At 60.6% G+C, this 17,938-nt stretch carries 16 protein-coding genes; 13 read left to right on the forward strand and 3 right to left on the reverse strand.

The genetic code is table 11. The features are described from left to right. Positions 1-90: 90 nt before the first annotated feature. From bioF to BLU01_RS15590, 9 genes are all read left to right on the forward strand, one after another. Complete coding sequence (gene bioF / locus BLU01_RS15550; protein WP_092277173.1) at positions 91-1,269, forward strand: 8-amino-7-oxononanoate synthase; 1,179 nt, start codon at positions 91-93, stop codon at positions 1,267-1,269. Further along, positions 1,262-1,993, forward strand: coding sequence for an alpha/beta fold hydrolase (locus BLU01_RS15555; protein WP_092277176.1), 732 nt, complete (start codon positions 1,262-1,264; stop codon positions 1,991-1,993). The genes bioF and BLU01_RS15555 overlap by 8 nt, the downstream gene beginning before the upstream one ends. After that, the gene (gene bioC / locus BLU01_RS15560) at positions 1,986-2,798 is read left to right on the forward strand and encodes a malonyl-ACP O-methyltransferase BioC (RefSeq protein WP_092277179.1); all 813 of its coding nucleotides are present in this window, start codon (positions 1,986-1,988) and stop codon (positions 2,796-2,798) included. Before BLU01_RS15555 ends, bioC begins: the two co-directional genes overlap by 8 nt. Then, a complete protein-coding gene (gene bioD / locus BLU01_RS15565) occupies positions 2,795-3,475 on the forward strand; it encodes a dethiobiotin synthase (protein ID WP_092277182.1) in 681 nt (226 codons plus the stop codon). The genes bioC and bioD overlap by 4 nt, the downstream gene beginning before the upstream one ends. Before the next feature lie 108 nt (positions 3,476-3,583). After that, a complete protein-coding gene (locus tag BLU01_RS15570; RefSeq protein ID WP_092277185.1) occupies positions 3,584-3,880 on the forward strand; it encodes a pyrroloquinoline quinone biosynthesis protein PqqE in 297 nt (98 codons plus the stop codon). Positions 3,881-4,158: 278 nt separating this feature from the next. Further along, on the forward strand, positions 4,159-5,964 hold the full coding sequence (locus tag BLU01_RS15575) for a phenylacyl-CoA dehydrogenase (protein ID WP_092277188.1): 1,806 nt from the start codon (positions 4,159-4,161) through the stop codon (positions 5,962-5,964). A gap of 231 nt (positions 5,965-6,195) precedes the next feature. Continuing rightward, on the forward strand, positions 6,196-7,482 hold the full coding sequence (locus BLU01_RS15580; RefSeq protein WP_092277191.1) for a GGDEF domain-containing protein: 1,287 nt from the start codon (positions 6,196-6,198) through the stop codon (positions 7,480-7,482). 90 nt (positions 7,483-7,572) lie between these two features. Then, positions 7,573-9,369 (forward strand): acyl-CoA dehydrogenase C-terminal domain-containing protein, encoded by a 1,797-nt coding sequence (locus BLU01_RS15585; RefSeq protein WP_092277195.1) that lies wholly within the window; start codon positions 7,573-7,575, stop codon positions 9,367-9,369. Positions 9,370-9,625: 256 nt separating this feature from the next. Next, positions 9,626-11,404, forward strand: a complete 1,779-nt coding sequence (locus BLU01_RS15590) for an acyl-CoA dehydrogenase C-terminal domain-containing protein (protein ID WP_092277198.1) — start codon at positions 9,626-9,628, stop codon at positions 11,402-11,404. Between the two features lie 239 nt (positions 11,405-11,643). On the opposite strand, the gene BLU01_RS15595 is transcribed toward BLU01_RS15590, so the two are convergent. After that, positions 11,644-12,564, reverse strand: coding sequence for a LysR family transcriptional regulator (locus BLU01_RS15595; protein ID WP_092277201.1), 921 nt, complete (start codon positions 12,562-12,564; stop codon positions 11,644-11,646). A gap of 181 nt (positions 12,565-12,745) precedes the next feature. Here BLU01_RS15595 and BLU01_RS15600 point away from each other — a divergent pair, with 181 nt between their 5' ends. The 4 genes from BLU01_RS15600 to BLU01_RS15615 all read left to right on the forward strand — a co-directional run bounded on the left by BLU01_RS15600 (position 12,746) and on the right by BLU01_RS15615 (position 14,894). Next, positions 12,746-14,038 (forward strand): aspartate aminotransferase family protein, encoded by a 1,293-nt coding sequence (locus tag BLU01_RS15600; protein ID WP_092277204.1) that lies wholly within the window; start codon positions 12,746-12,748, stop codon positions 14,036-14,038. 173 nt (positions 14,039-14,211) lie between these two features. Then, complete coding sequence (locus tag BLU01_RS28005; RefSeq protein WP_231987089.1) at positions 14,212-14,340, forward strand: type II toxin-antitoxin system RelE/ParE family toxin; 129 nt, start codon at positions 14,212-14,214, stop codon at positions 14,338-14,340. Then, a complete protein-coding gene (locus tag BLU01_RS15610) occupies positions 14,333-14,653 on the forward strand; it encodes a helix-turn-helix domain-containing protein (protein WP_092277207.1) in 321 nt (106 codons plus the stop codon). The genes BLU01_RS28005 and BLU01_RS15610 overlap by 8 nt, the downstream gene beginning before the upstream one ends. Before the next feature lie 82 nt (positions 14,654-14,735). Next, positions 14,736-14,894 carry a YqaE/Pmp3 family membrane protein gene (locus BLU01_RS15615; RefSeq protein WP_007904205.1) on the forward strand — a complete coding sequence of 53 codons (159 nt, stop codon included), beginning with the start codon at positions 14,736-14,738 and terminating at the stop codon, positions 14,892-14,894. A 107-nt stretch (positions 14,895-15,001) separates the two neighbouring features. On the opposite strand, the gene BLU01_RS15620 is transcribed toward BLU01_RS15615, so the two are convergent. Together BLU01_RS15620 and pqqE are read right to left on the reverse strand one after the other, a co-directional pair. Then, positions 15,002-16,828 carry a S9 family peptidase gene (locus BLU01_RS15620; protein ID WP_092277210.1) on the reverse strand — a complete coding sequence of 609 codons (1,827 nt, stop codon included), beginning with the start codon at positions 16,826-16,828 and terminating at the stop codon, positions 15,002-15,004. Next, complete coding sequence (pqqE, locus tag BLU01_RS15625) at positions 16,794-17,936, reverse strand: pyrroloquinoline quinone biosynthesis protein PqqE (RefSeq protein WP_167370475.1); 1,143 nt, start codon at positions 17,934-17,936, stop codon at positions 16,794-16,796. The genes BLU01_RS15620 and pqqE overlap by 35 nt, the downstream gene beginning before the upstream one ends. Positions 17,937-17,938: the final 2 nt, after the last annotated feature.

The following is a 17,938-nucleotide window of genomic DNA, read 5'->3' on the forward strand; positions in this document are numbered from 1 at the left end:
GTTGACTGAGCCGCCGCCATCGCGAGCAAGCTCGCTCCCACAGGAGACTGTGTAGTTTTCGCACTCTGTGATCTGACCTTCGAGGCCTGCATGTCTTTCGATCTCGCCGCACGCCTTGCTGCCCGTCGTGCCGACAATCTCTACCGCCAGCGCCCACTGCTCGAAAGTCCGCAAGGCCCGGAAGTGGTGGTCGATGGCCAGCCATTGCTGGCGTTCTGCAACAACGATTACCTGGGCTTGGCCAATCACCCGCAAGTCATCGAAGCCTGGCGCGCCGGTGCATCGCGTTGGGGCGTCGGTGGCGGCGCTTCACACTTGGTGATCGGCCACAGCACGCCGCATCATCAACTGGAAGAAGCGCTGGCCGACCTCACCGGGCGCCCGCGTGCGCTGCTGTTTACCACCGGCTACATGGCCAACCTCGGCGCGGTCACCGCGCTGGTCGGGCAGGGCGACACGGTGCTCGAAGACCGGCTCAACCACGCTTCGCTGCTGGATGCCGGCCTGTTGTCGGGGGCGCGGTTCAATCGATACCTGCACAACGACGCCGAAAGTCTGGCCAAGCGTCTGGAGAAAGCCACCGGCAATACGCTGGTGGTCACCGACGGCGTGTTCAGCATGGACGGCGACATCGCCGACTTGCCAGCGCTGGCCCGCGAAGCCAAAGCCAAAGGCGCGTGGCTAATGGTCGATGACGCTCACGGCTTCGGTCCGCTGGGCGCCAATGGTGGCGGCATCGTCGAGCATTTCGGCTTGAGCCAGGAGGATGTGCCGGTGTTGGTCGGCACCCTCGGCAAGGCGTTCGGGACGGCTGGCGCGTTTGTCGCCGGCAGCGACGATCTGATCGAAAGCCTGATCCAGTTCGCCCGTCCGTACATCTACACCACCAGTCAACCGCCGGCGCTGGCCTGCGCGACGCTGAAAAGTCTCGAATTACTGCGCAGCGAGCATTGGCGGCGCGAGCACCTTAATGTGCTGATCCATCAATTTCGTCGAGGCGCCGATCAGATCGGCCTGGAACTCATGGACAGCTTCACCCCGATCCAGCCGATCATGATCGGCGATGCCGGCCGCGCCGTGCGCCTGTCGCAGATGTTGCGCGAACGCGGCTTGATGGTCACCGCGATCCGCCCGCCCACCGTGCCCGCCGGCAGCGCACGTTTGCGCGTGACCCTGAGCGCCGCGCACAGCGAGGCGCAGGTGCAGCTATTGTTAGATGGACTGGCCGACTGTTTTGCACAACTGGGACCGGAGCCAAGCCATGCGTGATCGTCTGATTTTGCTGCCCGGCTGGGGCCTCGGGATTTCGCCGCTGGAGCCATTGGCCGCAGCGCTGCAAGGGCTCGATGAACATTTGCACGTGGAAATCGAGCCGTTGCCGGAGCTGCAATCGGGCGATCTCGAAGAATGGCTCGACGAGCTCGATTCGAGCGTGCCGCAGGATGCCTGGCTCGGCGGCTGGTCGCTGGGCGGCATGCTCGCCTCCGAGTTGGCGGCGCGGCGCGGCGATCGTTGCTGCGGTTTGCTGACGTTGGCGAGCAATCCTGCATTCGTCGCCCATGAGCAATGGCCGAGCGCGATGCCCGGTGAATCCTTCGATGCTTTCCTCGCCGGTTGCAGCGCTGATCCGCGCATGACCCTGAAACGCTTTTCGCTGCTTTGCGCGCAAGGCGCCGATGACCCGCGCGGGTTGTCGCGGTTGGTGCTCGGCGGCGCGCCGCACGCCTCGGCGCAGGTGTTGATGAGCGGTCTGGAGATTCTCGCGCAACTGGATACCCGCCAGGCGTTGCAGGCGTTTCGTGGCCCGCAGTTGCATTTGTTCGCCGGCCTCGACGCTCTGGTTCCCGCAGAAGCAGCAAGCGAACTGCTGGCGTTGCTGCCGGATGTCGAAATCGGCCTGATCGAACAGGCCAGCCACGCGTTTCTCCTGGAAGACCCTCACGGCGTGGCCGGGGCGATCCAGGCTTTTTTGCATGAGTGCGGTGATGACTGATTTATCCAATCCACGGCTGCCCGGCGCTTTGCCGGACAAGCGCCAGGTCGCGGCGTCCTTTTCCCGCGCGGCGGGCAGTTACGACAGCGTCGCGCAGCTGCAACGCGATGTTGGCAACCAATTGTTGAGCCGTTTGCCGGAGGATTTTTCGCCGCAGCGTTGGCTGGATCTGGGCTGCGGCACCGGTTATTTCAGCCGGGCGCTGGCGCAGCGTTTTGCGGCGGCGCACGGCGTGGCGCTGGACATTGCCGAGGGCATGCTTGAGCACGCCCGGCCATTGGGCGGCGCCACGCATTTCATCGCGGGTGATGCCGAGCGTCTGCCGCTGCAGGATTCGACCTGCGACCTGATCTTCTCCAGCCTCGCGGTGCAGTGGTGTGCGGATTTCGCCTCGGTGCTCAGCGAAGCGAACCGGGCGCTGAAACCGGGCGGGATTTTTGCGTTTGCTAGTCTGTGTGTCGGCACGCTCTACGAATTGCGCGATAGCTGGCGGCAGGTGGATGGGCTGGTGCATGTGAACCGTTTCCGCGAGTTCGCGACGTATCAACAACTGTGTGCGGCCAGTGGCTTGAGGGTTGTGAGCCTGCAAAACACTGCGCATGTGTTGCATTACCTGGACGTGCGCAGCCTGACCCATGAGCTCAAGGCCCTCGGCGCGCACAATTTGAATCCCGGGCGGCCCGGTGGTTTGACTGGCCGGGCGCGGATCCTCGGTCTGATCGAGGCGTATGAGCCGTTTCGTCAGGCGCAGGGATTGCCGGCGACTTATCAAGTGGTTTACGCCGTGCTGGAGAAACCCCTATGAGCGCAGCTTATTTCATCACCGGCACTGACACTGACGTCGGCAAGACCACGGTCGCCGCCGGTTTGCTGCACGCCGCGCGGTCGGCTGGTTTAAGCACTGCGGCGGGGAAACCGGTGGCGTCTGGCTGCGAGGTGACGCCGAAAGGTTTGCGTAACGCCGACGCGTTGGCGTTGCTGGCGCAGTGTTCGCTGCCGCTGACGTATGCACAGGTCAATCCGGTGGCGTTCGAGCCGGCAATCGCCCCGCATCTGGCGGCGCGCGAGGCGGGCGTAGCGTTGACTGTGCAATCGTTGCTGACGCCGATGCGTGAAATTCTCGATCTGCAGGCCGATTTCACTTTGATCGAAGGCGCCGGCGGCTGGCGCGTGCCGCTGGCCGATCAGGACAATCTGTCGGACCTGGCGATGGCGCTGAATCTGCCGGTGATTCTGGTGGTCGGCGTGCGGCTGGGCTGCATCAACCATGCGCTATTGACGGCTGAAGCGATTGCCAATGACGGGCTGCAGTTGGCCGGATGGGTGGCCAATATCATCGAGCCGAAGACTTCGCGGCTGGAGGAGAACCTCGCGACACTGGCCGAGCGCATCCCCGCGCCGTGCCTGGGGCGAGTGCCGAAACTCAAGGCGTTATCGGCGGAAGCGGTGGCGGAGCATCTGCAACTGGACTTGCTCGATTAATGTTTTTGCCTATGGCAAGGCACTGTGCCATTAGTGTTTTTGTCGGGTGTTTTGCCGGTGCGTCTGGTTCAATGGCCGCTGTTGTTCCTTCACAGGACGAGTTCTCCCATGGAAATCTCAGGTAACAGCGCTTTTTATGCCGGTCTGAACACTATCCAGACCGGGCAGAACCGTATCGATCAGGCTGCCGGCCAGATCGCCGGTGCTGCTGTCGAACGGGTGCCGGTCGGTCAGTCTTCGGATGTGCAGGTCGATCGCCTGCGTTCGGTTGATCGCAGTCAGCGCTCGGACTTCGCCAGCGATATGGTCGAGATGTCTCAGGGCAAGTTGCAGGTCGAGCTTGGAGCGAAAGTCGCCAAGGCTTCCGATGAAGTGCTCGGCACGTTGATTGATACTTACGCCTGATTATTTGCTCAATCCGCTTCCCCAACGCCGCGAATCTTCGCGGCGTTTTTCTGCGTAAGTCTTTCTTCCTCAACTAATCTTTTGTCTGTGGCATGGCGCGATGTCGGCGGCGGTTCGCGGCTGTGTGGCCGTTATGAATGCGAGCGTGATGACGAACGGCAAAAGATCGGCGCTTGACAAGATTTGGGCGTAAACGTATGTTTCAAACAACTGTTTGACCGTCACAACAAATCAATGCGGTCGTTCATTCCCGGTTACATCAGCAGAGGTTTATCGCTATGCCTGACTACAAGGCCCCCTTGCGTGATATTCGCTTCGTTTGTGACGAGCTGCTCGGCTACGAAGCGCATTATTCGAGCCTTCCGGCTTGCGCAGACGCAACTCCGGACATGGTTGACGCCATTCTCGAAGAAGGCGCCAAGTTTTGTGAGCAGGTGCTGGCTCCGCTGAACCGCGTGGGTGACACCGAAGGCTGCACCTGGAGCGAGTCCGGGGTTAAAACCCCGACTGGCTTCAAAGAAGCCTACAAGCAATTTGTCGAAGGCGGCTGGCCGAGCCTGGCGCACGACGTCGAGCACGGCGGCCAGGGCCTGCCGGAGTCGCTGGGTCTGGCCGTGAGCGAAATGGTTGGCGAAGCCAACTGGTCGTGGGGCATGTACCCAGGCCTGTCGCACGGCGCGATGAACACCATTTCCGAGCACGGCACGCCTGAGCAACAAGACGCGTACCTGACCAAACTGGTGTCCGGCGAATGGACCGGCACCATGTGCCTGACCGAACCGCACTGCGGCACCGACCTGGGCATGCTGCGCACCAAGGCTGAACCTCAGGCCGACGGTTCCTACAAGGTTTCCGGCACCAAGATCTTCATCTCGGCCGGTGAACACGACATGGCCGACAACATCGTCCACATCGTCCTCGCCCGTCTGCCGGATGCACCGGCCGGCACCAAAGGCATCTCGCTGTTCATCGTGCCGAAGTTCATGCCGAACGCTGACGGTTCGATCGGCGAGCGTAACGCCGTGACCTGCGGTTCCCTGGAACACAAAATGGGCATCCACGGTAACGCCACGTGCGTGATGAACTTCGACGCGGCCACCGGTTACCTGATCGGCCCGGCGAACAAAGGCCTGAACTGCATGTTCACCTTCATGAACACCGCGCGTCTGGGCACTGCGTTGCAAGGTCTGGCGCACGCCGAGATCGGCTTCCAGGGCGGCCTGAAATACGCTCGCGATCGTCTGCAAATGCGTTCGCTGACGGGCCCGAAAGCGCCAGAAAAAGCCGCTGACCCGATCATCGTGCACCCTGACGTACGTCGCATGCTGTTGACCATGAAGGCGTTCGCCGAAGGCAACCGCGCGATGGTTTACTTCACCGCCAAGCAGGTCGACATCGTCAAATACGGCGTGGACGAAGAAGAGAAGAAGAAAGCCGACGCACTGCTGGCCTTCATGACTCCAATCGCCAAAGCCTTCATGACCGAAGTCGGTTTTGAATCCGCCAACCACGGTGTGCAAATCTACGGTGGCCACGGTTTCATCGCCGAGTGGGGCATGGAGCAGAACGTTCGCGACAGCCGCATTTCGATGCTGTACGAAGGCACCACCGGCATCCAGGCACTCGACTTGCTGGGCCGTAAAGTGTTGATGACTCAAGGCGAGGCCCTGAAAGGCTTCACCAAGATCGTCCACAAGTTCTGCCAGACCAACGAAGGTAACGAAGCCGTTCAGGAATTCGTTACGCCGCTGGCTGCACTGAACAAGGAATGGGGCGAGCTGACCATGAAGGTCGGTATGGCCGCCATGAAAGATCGCGAAGAAGTCGGCGCGGCGTCGGTGGATTACCTGATGTACTCCGGTTACGCCTGCCTCGCTTACTTCTGGGCTGACATGGCACGTCTGGCAGCCGAGAAACTCGCGGCCGGCACCTCCGAAGAAGCGTTCTACACCGCCAAGCTGCAGACTGCGCGCTTCTACTTCCAGCGCATCCTGCCGCGTACCCGCACCCACGTGGTGACCATGCTGTCGGGCGCCAACAACCTGATGGACATGAAAGAAGAAGACTTCGCCCTGGGTTACTAAGCCCGCCGCGGTCGCTTCAACCGGCCGCTGCTCTTTCGAGAGCAGCGGCTTTTTTGTGCCTGCGCAAAACGTCGAGTGCTGCGCTGAATAATTCCCGACTGCAACACTAAGAAATCGCCGAAACCTGCCGTTATAGAGTGGGCGGTGTGACAGACATCACATTGCATGTGCTTAACTGCGCCAATTGCAGGCACAATGCCATCTTTGTTTGCCGGGTCGGAGCTTTACCCCTTGCCGCGTTCTTCCGCTGTACGTTTCAGCCACTTCCTGCCTTCACTCCTGCTGCTGCTCGCAGGGCTTTCGGCTGCGTATATCAAGGATCTCAACGTCTTTTTCACCTCGCTGTTCAACGTGCTGCCGACCTTGGTGCTGTTGCTCGGCGGCGCGTATTGCGCGGTTTACCGACGTCAGCGCGAACTGTTTCTGATGGTCACGGTGTACATCGCCTACTTTTTGCTCGACACCCAGACCGACTATTACCGCGACAACGGCAAGGTTCGCGAAGACGCCGCAGTGGTGTTCCACCTCTGTTGCCTGCTGCTGCCGCTGTTGTTCGGGCTGTTCGCGGCGTGGCAGGAACGCACGCATTTGTTTCAGGACATGGTGGCGCGTTTCGCCGTGTTGCTGGCGTTCGGCAGCGTGGCGCTGGGCATCGAGCAGAGTTATCCGCAGGCGTTGCTGATGTGGTTATCGGAGATTCGCTGGCCGGCGTTGCACGGCGCGTGGATGAGCCTGATCCAGTTGTCCTATCCGGTGTTCATCGCCGCGTTTGTACTGCTGGCCTGGCAATACTGGCGCCATCCGCGACCGCTGCACGCTGCGCAACTGGTCGGTTTGCTCGGGTTGTTCTGGATGTTGCCGAAAACCTTCATCCTGCCGTTTACCCTGAACATCATGTGCAGCCAAGTGATGTTGATGATTGCCTCGGCGGTCGCTCACGAAGCCTACCAAATGGCCTTCCGTGACGAACTCACCGGTTTGCCAGGCCGCCGCGCCTTGAACGAGCGCATGCAGCGGCTGGGGCGCAATTACGTGCTGGCGATGAGCGACGTCGATCATTTCAAGAAATTCAACGACACCCACGGCCACGATGTTGGCGATCAGGTGCTGCGATTAGTCGCCAGCAAACTGTCGAAAATCAGCGGTGGCGGTAGGGCATATCGCTATGGCGGCGAGGAATTCGCCCTGGTGTTTGCGGGCAAGACGCTCGAAGAGTGCATGCCGCACCTGGAAGTCATCCGCGAGTCGATTGCGACCTACAACATTCAACTGCGCAACCCCGACCGGCCGCAAGACGACCAACAGGGACGTCAGCGTCGAGCCGGCTCCGGCGCGTCCAGCGTTTCGGTGACGGTCAGCATCGGCGTCGCCGAGCGTCTGGAGCAGCGCACCCCTGAACAAGTGCTCAAGTCGGCTGACGAAGCGCTCTACAGCGCCAAGGGTGCCGGGCGAAATTGCGTCGTTGCGTTCGGCCAGAGCCGCCGTGGCGCCGTGCGCATGGACGCCGCTGCGGGTTGAGTGATGATGGCGCATTCAGCGTCTGGACTGTGATTGTGAGGCGTGGTGCGCGGCAGTAGGTTTGGCTGATCTGCTGCCGGAGAAACGACCATGCCCGAGTACAAAGCCCCCCTGCGCGACATGCGCTTTCTGATCGACCACGTCTTCGACTTTCACCACAACTACGCCGCGCTGGGGGCGACTGACGCCAGCCCGGACATGGTCAACGCGATCCTCGAAGAAGGCGCGAAATTCTGTGAAAACGTCCTCGCGCCGCTCAATCGCAGCGGTGACGAAGAGGGCTGCCATTTCGACAATGGCGTGGTAACAACGCCTACAGGCTTCAAGCAGGCTTTCGCACAATACGTCGAAGGTGGCTGGCATGGTCTGGCGGCGGATCCGCTGTACGGTGGCCAAGGTTTGCCGAGTTCGCTGGGGCTGGTCATCAGCGAAATGGTCGGTTCCAGCAACACCTCCTGGGGCATGTACCCCGGCCTGACCCACGGCGCAATGTCGGCGATCCACGCCCACGGCACCGAAGAGCAGAAAAACACCTACCTGAGCAAACTGACGGCCGGCCAGTGGACCGGCACCATGTGCCTGACCGAAGCCCATTGCGGCACTGATCTGGGCATCATCAAGACCCGCGCGGTGCCTGACGCCGATGGCAGTTACGCGATCACCGGCAGCAAGATCTTCATTTCCGCCGGCGAGCACGATTTGAGCGACAACATCATCCACTTGGTGCTGGCGAAACTGCCGGATGCTCCCGCAGGCACCAAGGGCATTTCGCTGTTTATCGTGCCTAAATTCCTACCCGACGCCGAGGGCGCTGCGGGTGAGCGCAATGGCGTTTCCTGCGGTTCCATCGAGCACAAAATGGGCATCAAGGCCTCGGCCACCTGCGTGCTCAACTTTGATCAGGCAAAGGGCTTTTTGATCGGCGAGGCCAATAAAGGCCTCAATTGCATGTTCACCATGATGAACCACGCGCGCCTGGGCACCGGCATGCAAGGCTTGTGTCTGGGTGAAGCGAGCTTCCAGGGCGCGATCAAATACGCCAACGATCGCCTGCAAATGCGCTCGCTGACCGGCGCCAAAGCCCCGGAAAAAGCCGCTGACCCGATCATCGTCCACCCCGACGTGCGGCGCATGTTGCTGACCATGAAAGCCTTCAACGAAGGCAACCGCGCGCTGACTTATTTCACCGCGCAATTACTCGATGCCGCGCATCTGAGCGCCGACGCGACCGCGCGGCAGGACGCCGAGGACTTGTTGGCGTTTCTCACGCCGATCTGCAAAGCGTTCATGACCGACACCGGCCTGGAAGTGACCAACCACGGTATGCAGGTCTTCGGCGGCCACGGTTTTATCCGCGAATGGGGCATGGAGCAACTGGTACGCGACTGCCGGATTGCACCGATTTATGAAGGCACCAACGGCATTCAGGCGCTGGACTTGCTCGGGCGCAAAGTGCTCGGCAGCCAGGGCAAACTGCTGCGCGGGTTTACCAAAATCGTCCATAAGTTTTGCGCGGCGAATGCCGAGCATCCGCAACTGGGCGCGTTCGTCGCGCAGCTCAATGGCTTGAACCAGCAGTGGGGCGAAGTCACTACGCAGATCGGCATGGCGGCGATGAAGAATGCCGACGAGGTCGGCGCCGCGTCCGTGGATTATTTGATGTACAGCGGCTACATCATCCTCGGCTACTTGTGGCTGCGCATGGCGCTGACGGCGCAGCAACAGTTGGACGCGGGCAGCGGCGATGCCGATTACCTGCGCGGGAAACTGGCGACGTGCGAGTTTTACTTCAAGCGATTGCTGCCACGCACCGCTGCGCATCGGGCGGCGATCGAGGCCGGGAGTGATTGTTTGATGAAATTGCCGGCGCAGATGTTTGCGCTTTGATGGCGAGCCCATGAAAAGCATCGCGGGCAAGCCTTGCTCCCACAGGTTCAGTGCCGTTCGCAAGTCTGCATTGGCTGAACGCTTGTGGGAGCAAGGCTTGCCCGCGATTGCGATTCAGCAGACAAATCGCAGTGACTAAAGATTACAAATCGGTCATGAGCTGACCCTATGTGTCGTAAAAGTTGTTGGGTTACACTCGGGCCCAACGAAAACACATTTCCTGTGAATCACCTGTTTAGATCCTGCGAGGTTTGCCATGGCTGACTACAAAGCGCCCCTGCGCGATATGCGCTTCGTCCTCAATGAAGTGTTCGAGGTCGCCAAGCTCTGGGCCGAACTGCCGGCACTGGCCGACACCGTCGACGCCGAAACCGTCGAAGCGATTCTCGAAGAAGCGGGCAAGGTCACCAGCAAAAGCATCGCGCCACTGAGCCGTGCAGCCGACGAAGAAGGTTGCCATTGGGCGGACGGTGCCGTGACCACGCCGGCAGGTTTCCCACAGGCTTACCAGACCTATGCCGAGGGCGGCTGGGTTGGCGTCGGCGGCGATCCGGCTTACGGCGGCATGGGCATGCCCAAGGCGGTTTCGGCGCAAGTCGAAGAAATGGTCAACTCCGCAAGCCTGTCGTTCGGCTTGTACCCGATGCTCACGGCCGGCGCCTGCCTGTCGATCAACGCCCACGCCAGCGAAGAATTGAAAGCTGCGTACCTGCCGAACATGTACTCCGGCGTCTGGGCCGGTTCCATGTGCCTGACCGAGCCGCATGCCGGCACCGACCTCGGGATCATCCGCACCAAGGCTGAGCCTCAGGCCGACGGTTCCTACAAAGTCAGCGGCACCAAAATCTTCATCACCGGTGGCGAGCACGACCTGACCGAAAACATCATTCACTTGGTGCTGGCGAAATTGCCCGACGCGCCGGCCGGTCCGAAAGGCATTTCGCTGTTCCTCGTGCCGAAATTCATGGTCAACGCTGACGGCAGCCTCGGCGCGCGCAACCCGGCGAATTGCGGTTCGATCGAACACAAAATGGGCATCCAGGCCTCCGCGACCTGCGTGATGAACTTCGACGAAGCCGTCGGTTACATCGTCGGCGAGCCGAATAAAGGCTTGGCGGCGATGTTCACCATGATGAACTACGAGCGTCTGGGCGTCGGCATTCAGGGCCTGGCGACCGGCGAGCGTTCTTACCAGAACGCCATCGAATACGCGCGCGATCGTCTGCAAAGCCGTTCGCCAACCGGCGCGCAGAACAAAAACAAAGTTGCTGACCCGATCATCGTCCACCCGGACGTGCGCCGGATGTTGCTGACCATGAAAGCCTCGAACGAGGGCGGTCGCGCGTTCTCGACGTACGTGGCGATGCAGTTGGACACCGCGAAGTTCAGCGAAGACCCGACCACACGCAAACGTGCGGAAGATCTGGTGGCGCTACTGACGCCAGTGGCCAAGGCGTTCCTCACCGATCTGGGCCTGGAAACCACTGTGCATGGCCAACAGATTTTCGGCGGCCACGGCTACATCCGCGAGTGGGGCCAGGAGCAATTGGTGCGCGACGTGCGCATCACGCAGATTTACGAAGGCACCAACGGCATCCAGGCGCTGGACCTGGTCGGGCGCAAGATTGTTGGCAGCGGCGGGGCGTTCTATAACCTGTTCGCCGACGAAATCCGCCACTTCACCGCAACGGCCAGCGCCGATCTGGCGGAGTTCACCAAGCCGTTGAACGACGCGGTAACCACTCTCGATGAGCTGACTTCGTGGCTGCTCGACCGGGCGAAAAACAACCCGAATGAAATCGGCGCGGCGTCGGTCGAGTATCTGCAAGCGTTTGGATACGTTTCCTACGCCTATATGTGGGCGTTGATGGCCAAAGCGGCGTTCGGCAAAGAAGCGCAGGAAGATTTCTACGCCAGCAAGCTGGGCACCGCGCGGTTCTACTTCGCCCGTCTGCTGCCGCGTATCCACTCGTTGAGCGCCTCGGTGAAGGCTGGCAGCGAGTCGCTGTTCCTGCTCGACGCTGCGCAGTTCTGACCATGTAAAGTCATGTAAGCAATCTCTTACATGACGTGCTGCTGTTCTCCCATTGGCGCCGATTGGATCCACAGTTAATCTACTTCACATGGACGTCGCGCAGGAAGCGCAAAGCAACAACAGGGACACGTAGGATTCTGCCAGGACGGCGGAGTGAAATGGATGTCAGGGAAACAGTCTGCAAAGCCCCGCTTCGGCGGGGTTTTCTTTTGCCTGCAGAAAAGTGCCCGGCCCAGCCATCAGGCCGGTTTCGCCGGGCCGACTAAGCGATCTTCCGGTCCGTTCAGCACTTCCTCCAGCAACGTCTGCAATAGCGCCAACGAGGCCTGCTGCCGTTGCACATCTCGACAGACCAATCCGACGTTCAGCGGCACGCGCGGTTCGGTAATCGGTTTCCACAGCAGTTCATGGTTGCCCAAAGCTTTTTGCGAGCGCCCCGGCAGCACCGTCGCCAGCCGGGTATGCGGCAAGCTGTCGAGAATGCCCGCCATGTTGTTCAATTCAGCTTGCACCTGCGGCCGCCGGCCGAGGTTGGCCAGTTGCGTTTGCCAGATCTGCCGCAGCTGAAATTCCTCGCCCAGCAGCAACATCGGCAGCTCGGCCGCCTGACTCATCGAGACTTTCTTGAATTCCCGCAACGGATGCTCCGCCGGGATGACAAGCGTCAGTTCATCTTCGTACAGCAGCACGCCATGCAGCCCCGGCTGACGTGGCGGCAGGTAGCTGATGCCGATGTCCAGCGAACCGTTGAGCAGGCGCCGCTCGATCTCCAGACCCGTCAATTCGTAGATCTGCACGACAAGATGCGGCTGCGCCTTGCGCACCCGTTCGAGCATTTGCGGCACCAGACTGGTGTGCACCGTTTGCAGCACGCCAATCGCCAGTGTGCGCAACGCCTGGCCCTTGAAATTGCCCAGCGCTTCGCGCGCCCGCTGCATCCCATCCAGCAGCGGCAGCGCGTGGTTGTACAGCGTGTGCGCGGCCAACGTCGGCAACAACCGTTTGCTGCTGCGCTCGAACAGGCTGACATCGAGGTTTTGTTCGAGATGGCGGATTTGCTGCGACAGCGCCGGTTGCGAGATCGACAGTCGCTCGGCAGCCCGGCCGACATGGCCCTCTTCGTAGACCGCGACGAAATAACGCAGTTGCTTGAAATCCATAAGTAACACTTATCGAAAATGCTGTGAAATCGAAATGGCTCACGGCCGTGCCGGCGCCTAGTCTAACCGCATTCACAAGGCTTACAGGGCCGGAAAGCGCGATGAATAGCGTTTGCAGCGATGGTGTTTACATAGGTTTTTACACAGACACGGCAAAACACCTCAACGGAGGTTTTTTGCGATGAATCTGTTCAATTTGCGCCGCAATACAGCCAGCCCGCGCAGCCTCGACGACTTGGCGATGGACGCGTCCAAACCGACTTGCAACGACAACCTTTCCAGCGAGTGCCTGATGCCCAGCGTCGAGCGGCCGAAGCAGATATTCGTGCGAGGGCAGGGTTCGTGGCTGTGGGACAGCGACGACCGCGCGTATCTGGATTTCACCCAGGGCGGCGGTGCCAACAGCTTGGGCCATAGCGCTTCGGTGTTGGTCAGGGCCATTGCCGATCAGGCTCAGGCGCTGATTAATCCAGGTTTCGGCCTACATAACCGCGGCATGCTCAACCTCGCCGAGCGTCTCTGCCGCAGTACCGGCAGCGATCAGGCGTACCTGCTCAACAGCGGCAGCGAGGCCTGTGAAACGGCGATCAAGCTGGCGCGCAAGTGGGGCCAGCGCTATCGCGGTGGTGCTTCGCGGATCATCGTTGCCAGAAATGGCTGCCACGGGCGTAGTCTCGCGACGATCTCGGCGTCGGACAGTTCCAGCCTGACCAACCTCTTTGAACCGCGACTGCCGGGGTTCAGCCACGTGCCGTTCAACGACCTGCCGGCGATGCACGCGGCGGTAGACGCGCAAACCGTGGCGATCATGCTCGAGCCAATCCAGAGTGATGCCGGCGTGATTCCCGCCGACCCGCATTACCTCAAAGGCGTCGAGCGCCTCTGTCGCGAGCTCGGAATTCTGCTGATCCTTGATGAAGTGCAAACCGGTATCGGCCGCTGCGGCAGCTTGCTCGCGGAACACTCCTGCGACGTACGCGCCGACATCGTTGTGCTCGGCAAAGGGCTGGGCGGCGACGTACCGCTGGCGGCACTCCTGGCGCGCGGCAAAGCGTGCTGTTTCGACCTCGGCGAAATGACCGGCACCCACCACGGCAATGCGCTGATGACCGCTGCCGGCCTGGCAGTGCTCGAAACCGTGGACGACAAAGGCTTCCTCCAGCACGTCGAGGAAGCCGGCCAGCACCTGAGTGAAGGTCTGCGGCGTTTATCCCATCGCTATGCTCACGGCGAACTGCGTGGACAAGGTCTGCTCTGGGGACTGACCTTGTCAGAAGATTCAGCGGACGCCGTAGTCAAAGCGGCGCTCTACGAAGGTTTGCTGCTTAACGCCGCGCAACCCGACTGCCTGCGCTTCACCCCGGCGCTCACCGTCAGCAAAGCCAACATCGACGAAATGCTCCTGCGCCTGGCCCGCGCCTTCTCCCGCGTGCGCACCGCGCAACTGCAATGCCGCAAAGGGATTGCCGTCTGATCAGAACCGCCCTACACGAATTTCCGAACCGTCTCGCGGTAATAACGCATCGCCCCATGCCTGATTCTTTTGGCGTGGGGCGTTTTTTTGTCTCTGCGTTTTGCCAAATGCGATTGGCGCTTGAGTCGTGATTGGATCGATGGCCTTTTAGCGAGCTTCGGCAGGGAATGCCGATGCCCAATATCACTCCGAGACAGTTAGTCGATTTGCGCGAGTTAGCCAAGGCATACGGAGGGCTGACTGAGATGGAAATCCAGCGCTTGCTGGATATGCAGGAATTTGTGGAGATATCTCATGAGTAAAAAATTCAATAGCGAATTGTCAGAATCAATTCACGAATCAGCCAGCGCCTTGTTCGTCATCGGTGCAATCAGCAAAGCAACCATGCGCGAATTCGACGACTCGTGCCTGGCAAAGGTGCCGGACGCGATACCGGCGGAGCAAATCAAGGCGCTGCGCGAGAGCAACAACGTCAGCCAACCGGTATTCGCGCGATATTTGAACACGAGCGCCTCGACAGTCAAGCAATGGGAGGCGGGGGCTAAACACCCTAGTGGCATGGCGCTGAAGTTGCTGAGCATCGTTCAAAAATACGGTCTTGAGATTCTGGCCTGAAAAAAGCACTGAACCCTGACGAACGGCGCAGGTCGATTGGGTGTGTGGCTCACACGAGCCAACTTAATTCAGGAGCTGCCCCATGGACTTTATTCGAATCATCATCGCCATTCTGTTGCCGCCCCTGGGTGTGTTTCTGCAAGTCGGTTTCGCGGGTGCGTTCTGGCTGAACATTCTGCTGACGTTGTGCGGTTATATTCCTGGGATCGTGCACGCGGTTTACATCATCGCCAAGCGTTGAGTCCTGTGGCATGAAGTAGATTGCTTTCGCGGGCAAGCCTCGCTCCTACAAGGCTTTGCGCCATCCCTGTAGGAGCGAGGCTTGCCCGCGAATGGCGCGAGTCGCTCTCAATCGGTTGATTCAATCACCCGCCTATAAAACAACCATTCCTGTTCCAGCGCATGTGCCTGGTTCCCGGCCTTGCGGAAGCCATGTCGCTCGTCCGCGTAATAATGCGCCGCCACCAGAATGCCGTTGTCCTCCAGCGCCGTGACCATGTCGCGGGTCTGCTGCGGAACCACCACCGCGTCCAGTTCTCCCTGAAAGAAAATCACCGGCACACTGATGTTTTTCGCGTGCAATAGCGGTGTGCGCGCGGCGTAGCGTTCGGCGTCTAGCTGCGGATCGCCGATCAGCCAGTCGAGATAATCGCCTTCGAACTTGTGCGTCGCCCTCGCCAGCGCGACCGGATCGCTGACGCCATAAAGGCTGGCGCCAGCGCGGAAAACCTGGTGGAACGCCAGAGCGCACAGCGTCGTGTAACCGCCGGCACTGCCGCCGCGGATGAAGGCTTTTTCGCCGTCGATCATTCCGCGTTCAGCGAGATAGGTCACCACCGCGCAAGCATCCTCGACATCGACATCGCCCCAACTCAAGTGCAGCGCCTGGCGGTATTCGCGGCCATAACCGCTGCTGCCGCGATAGTTGAGGTCGGCCACGGCAAAGCCGCGTTGTGCCCAATATTGAATGCGCGGGTCGAGCATCGGGTAGCAGGCTGACGTCGGGCCGCCGTGGATAAACACCACCAGCGGCGGTTTCGCTTCGGCAGTCATGGCCGGGTAGAAGAAGCCATGCGCCTCGCCCGAACCGCTTGGGTAACGCAGGGTTTGTGGACGGCTGACCTGTTCGGCAGGCAGCGGGGCGATACCGCCGGCCAAGGTTTTGACCGCGCCGGTGCTGCGGTCAATCGCGATCACTGCGGCAGAACTGATCGGCGAGGCGGCGATGCAGTAAATGCACTGTGCATCCATCGCGAGACTGCGAAAACGCGTGTAATCCCCGGTGAAATCTTCAGTGACATCACCGCGAATCTCCAATCGGCCAAAGCCGCCCTCGGTCCAGCTCGCCAGATAATTCTCGCCACCGAGCGGCAACCAAGTGCTGCCGCCCAATTGCCACGGCGCCGGTCCGTGATCGGCAGCGGCGCTCGCCAACGCGCTCAAGCCATCAGCCGACTCCGCCCATGGCTGCCAAAACCCGTTGCGATCGGTCAGGCAATACAAACGACCGCCCTGATCAAAACGCGGCTGCTGCAACGACTCTTCGCCAGCATCGCCCGCCACACAGCGCGGCGCGCCGAAACTGGCCTGATCCTCACGCTCGGCAACCATCAGACGCGTTGCGGTCCACGGTTGGTCGGGCCGGCTCCACTCGATCCACGCCAGGCGCCGGGCGTCCGGGCTCAGCGTCGGTGCCGCATAGAAATCCGCACCTTCGGCCAGCAGATGACGCGTGCCATCCGCGAGGTCGATGGCGACCAACCGATGCTGATCGTGGTTTTCTTCAACCGCCAACACTTGGCCATCAGCGAATTGCAGATCGCCATATCGGCACTCATTCGAGGTCAGCGCCTGCGGGGTTTCGCTGTTCAGCGACTGGCGATACAGCTGCTGGTCGGCCTCGTTGACGAAAACTACCCCGTCATCAGTCAGACAAAACGCGCCGCCGCCATATTCGTACACGCGGCTGCGCACGCTGAAACCTGGCGGCGTCATGCAGTGGGCTTGCCCGTCGCGCCAGTGCCAGATCCGGCAAGTGCCGTCCTCGGGACGGTATTCGTTCCAGAACAAGCCATGGCGACCGAGTTGCACTTCAGCAAAATCGATGCCGGCAGCGACAGCCTTGAGCGCGCTGAAAGGCTCAGCCTTTAGCGATGAGTCGTGAGTTTCGTTCATTGCGAAAGGCCAGTTGTTCAATGGTTTGAGTCGCGTGCTCGGCTTCTTCGCGGGCCTTGAGAATCACGCCGTGATGTTCCGATTTGCTGCACACCGGGTCGGCATTGCTTGCATCGCCCGTGAGCATGAACGCCTGGCAGCGACAGCCACCGAAGTCCTTTTCTTTCTCGTCGCAGGAGCGGCACGGCTCGGGCATCCAGTCGTAACCGCGAAAGCGGTTGAAGCCGAACGAGTCGTACCAGATGTGTTGCATGGTGTGATCGCGCACGTTGGGAAATTGCACCGGCATCTGTCGGGCACCGTGACAGGGCAGCGCGGTGCCGTCCGGCGTGACGGTGAGAAAAATACTGCCCCAGCCATTCATGCAGGCTTTCGGGCGTTCTTCGTAGTAATCCGGCGTGACAAAAATCAGTTTGCACGGATGCCCTTCTGCTTCCAGTTTGGCGCGGTATTCGTTGGTGATGCGTTCGGCGCGGACCAGTTGTTCCTTGGTCGGCAACAAACCGACACGATTGAGCTGCGCCCAACCGTAGAACTGGCAAGTCGCGAGCTCGACGAAGTCGGCTTCCAGCGCAATGCACAGCTCGATGATCCGGTCGATCTTGTCGATATTGTGTCGATGAGTGACGAAGTTCAGCACCATCGGATAACCGTGCGCCTTCACCGCGCGGGCCATTTCGAGTTTCTGCGCGAAGGCTTTTTTCGAGCCGGCCAGGAGGTTGTTCACCTGCTCGTCGCTGGCCTGAAAACTGATCTGGATATGGTCCAGGCCGGCCTTCTTGAAGTCGCTGATTTTCTGCTCGGTGAGGCCAATGCCCGAGGTGATCAAGTTGGTGTAGAAACCCAACTTGCGCGCCTCGGCGATCAGTTCGGCCAAGTCCTGGCGCACCAGCGGTTCGCCGCCGGAGAAACCCAGTTGCGCCGCGCCCATTTCCCGCGCTTCGCGAAACACCTTGATCCACTGTTCGGTGCTCAGCTCTTTGCCCTGCTCGGCGAAATCCAGCGGATTGGAGCAGTACGGGCATTGCAGCGGGCAGCGATACGTCAGCTCGGCCAGCAGCCACAGTGGCAGGCCGATTTCCGGTTTGGGCGGTAACTTGTCCGACACGG

This window comes from Pseudomonas prosekii (assembly GCF_900105155.1).
Lineage (GTDB): Bacteria > Pseudomonadota > Gammaproteobacteria > Pseudomonadales > Pseudomonadaceae > Aquipseudomonas > Aquipseudomonas prosekii.

What these genes read in the sequence shown, in the direction of transcription:
- bioC (WP_092277179.1), top strand. Translation starts at nt 1,986, where the DNA reads ATGACTGATTTATCCAATCCACGGCTGCCCGGCGCTTTGCCGGACAAG.
- BLU01_RS15575 (WP_092277188.1), top strand. Translation starts at nt 4,159, where the DNA reads ATGCCTGACTACAAGGCCCCCTTGCGTGATATTCGCTTCGTTTGTGAC.
- bioD (WP_092277182.1), top strand. Translation starts at nt 2,795, where the DNA reads ATGAGCGCAGCTTATTTCATCACCGGCACTGACACTGACGTCGGCAAG.
- BLU01_RS15600 (WP_092277204.1), top strand. Translation starts at nt 12,746, where the DNA reads ATGAATCTGTTCAATTTGCGCCGCAATACAGCCAGCCCGCGCAGCCTC.
- BLU01_RS15570 (WP_092277185.1), top strand. Translation starts at nt 3,584, where the DNA reads ATGGAAATCTCAGGTAACAGCGCTTTTTATGCCGGTCTGAACACTATC.
- bioF (WP_092277173.1), top strand. Translation starts at nt 91, where the DNA reads ATGTCTTTCGATCTCGCCGCACGCCTTGCTGCCCGTCGTGCCGACAAT.
- BLU01_RS15620 (WP_092277210.1), bottom strand. Translation starts at nt 16,828, where the DNA reads ATGAACGAAACTCACGACTCATCGCTAAAGGCTGAGCCTTTCAGCGCG.
- BLU01_RS15585 (WP_092277195.1), top strand. Translation starts at nt 7,573, where the DNA reads ATGCCCGAGTACAAAGCCCCCCTGCGCGACATGCGCTTTCTGATCGAC.
- BLU01_RS15615 (WP_007904205.1), top strand. Translation starts at nt 14,736, where the DNA reads ATGGACTTTATTCGAATCATCATCGCCATTCTGTTGCCGCCCCTGGGT.
- BLU01_RS15555 (WP_092277176.1), top strand. Translation starts at nt 1,262, where the DNA reads ATGCGTGATCGTCTGATTTTGCTGCCCGGCTGGGGCCTCGGGATTTCG.
- BLU01_RS15595 (WP_092277201.1), bottom strand. Translation starts at nt 12,564, where the DNA reads ATGGATTTCAAGCAACTGCGTTATTTCGTCGCGGTCTACGAAGAGGGC.
- BLU01_RS28005 (WP_231987089.1), top strand. Translation starts at nt 14,212, where the DNA reads ATGCCCAATATCACTCCGAGACAGTTAGTCGATTTGCGCGAGTTAGCC.
- BLU01_RS15590 (WP_092277198.1), top strand. Translation starts at nt 9,626, where the DNA reads ATGGCTGACTACAAAGCGCCCCTGCGCGATATGCGCTTCGTCCTCAAT.
- BLU01_RS15610 (WP_092277207.1), top strand. Translation starts at nt 14,333, where the DNA reads ATGAGTAAAAAATTCAATAGCGAATTGTCAGAATCAATTCACGAATCA.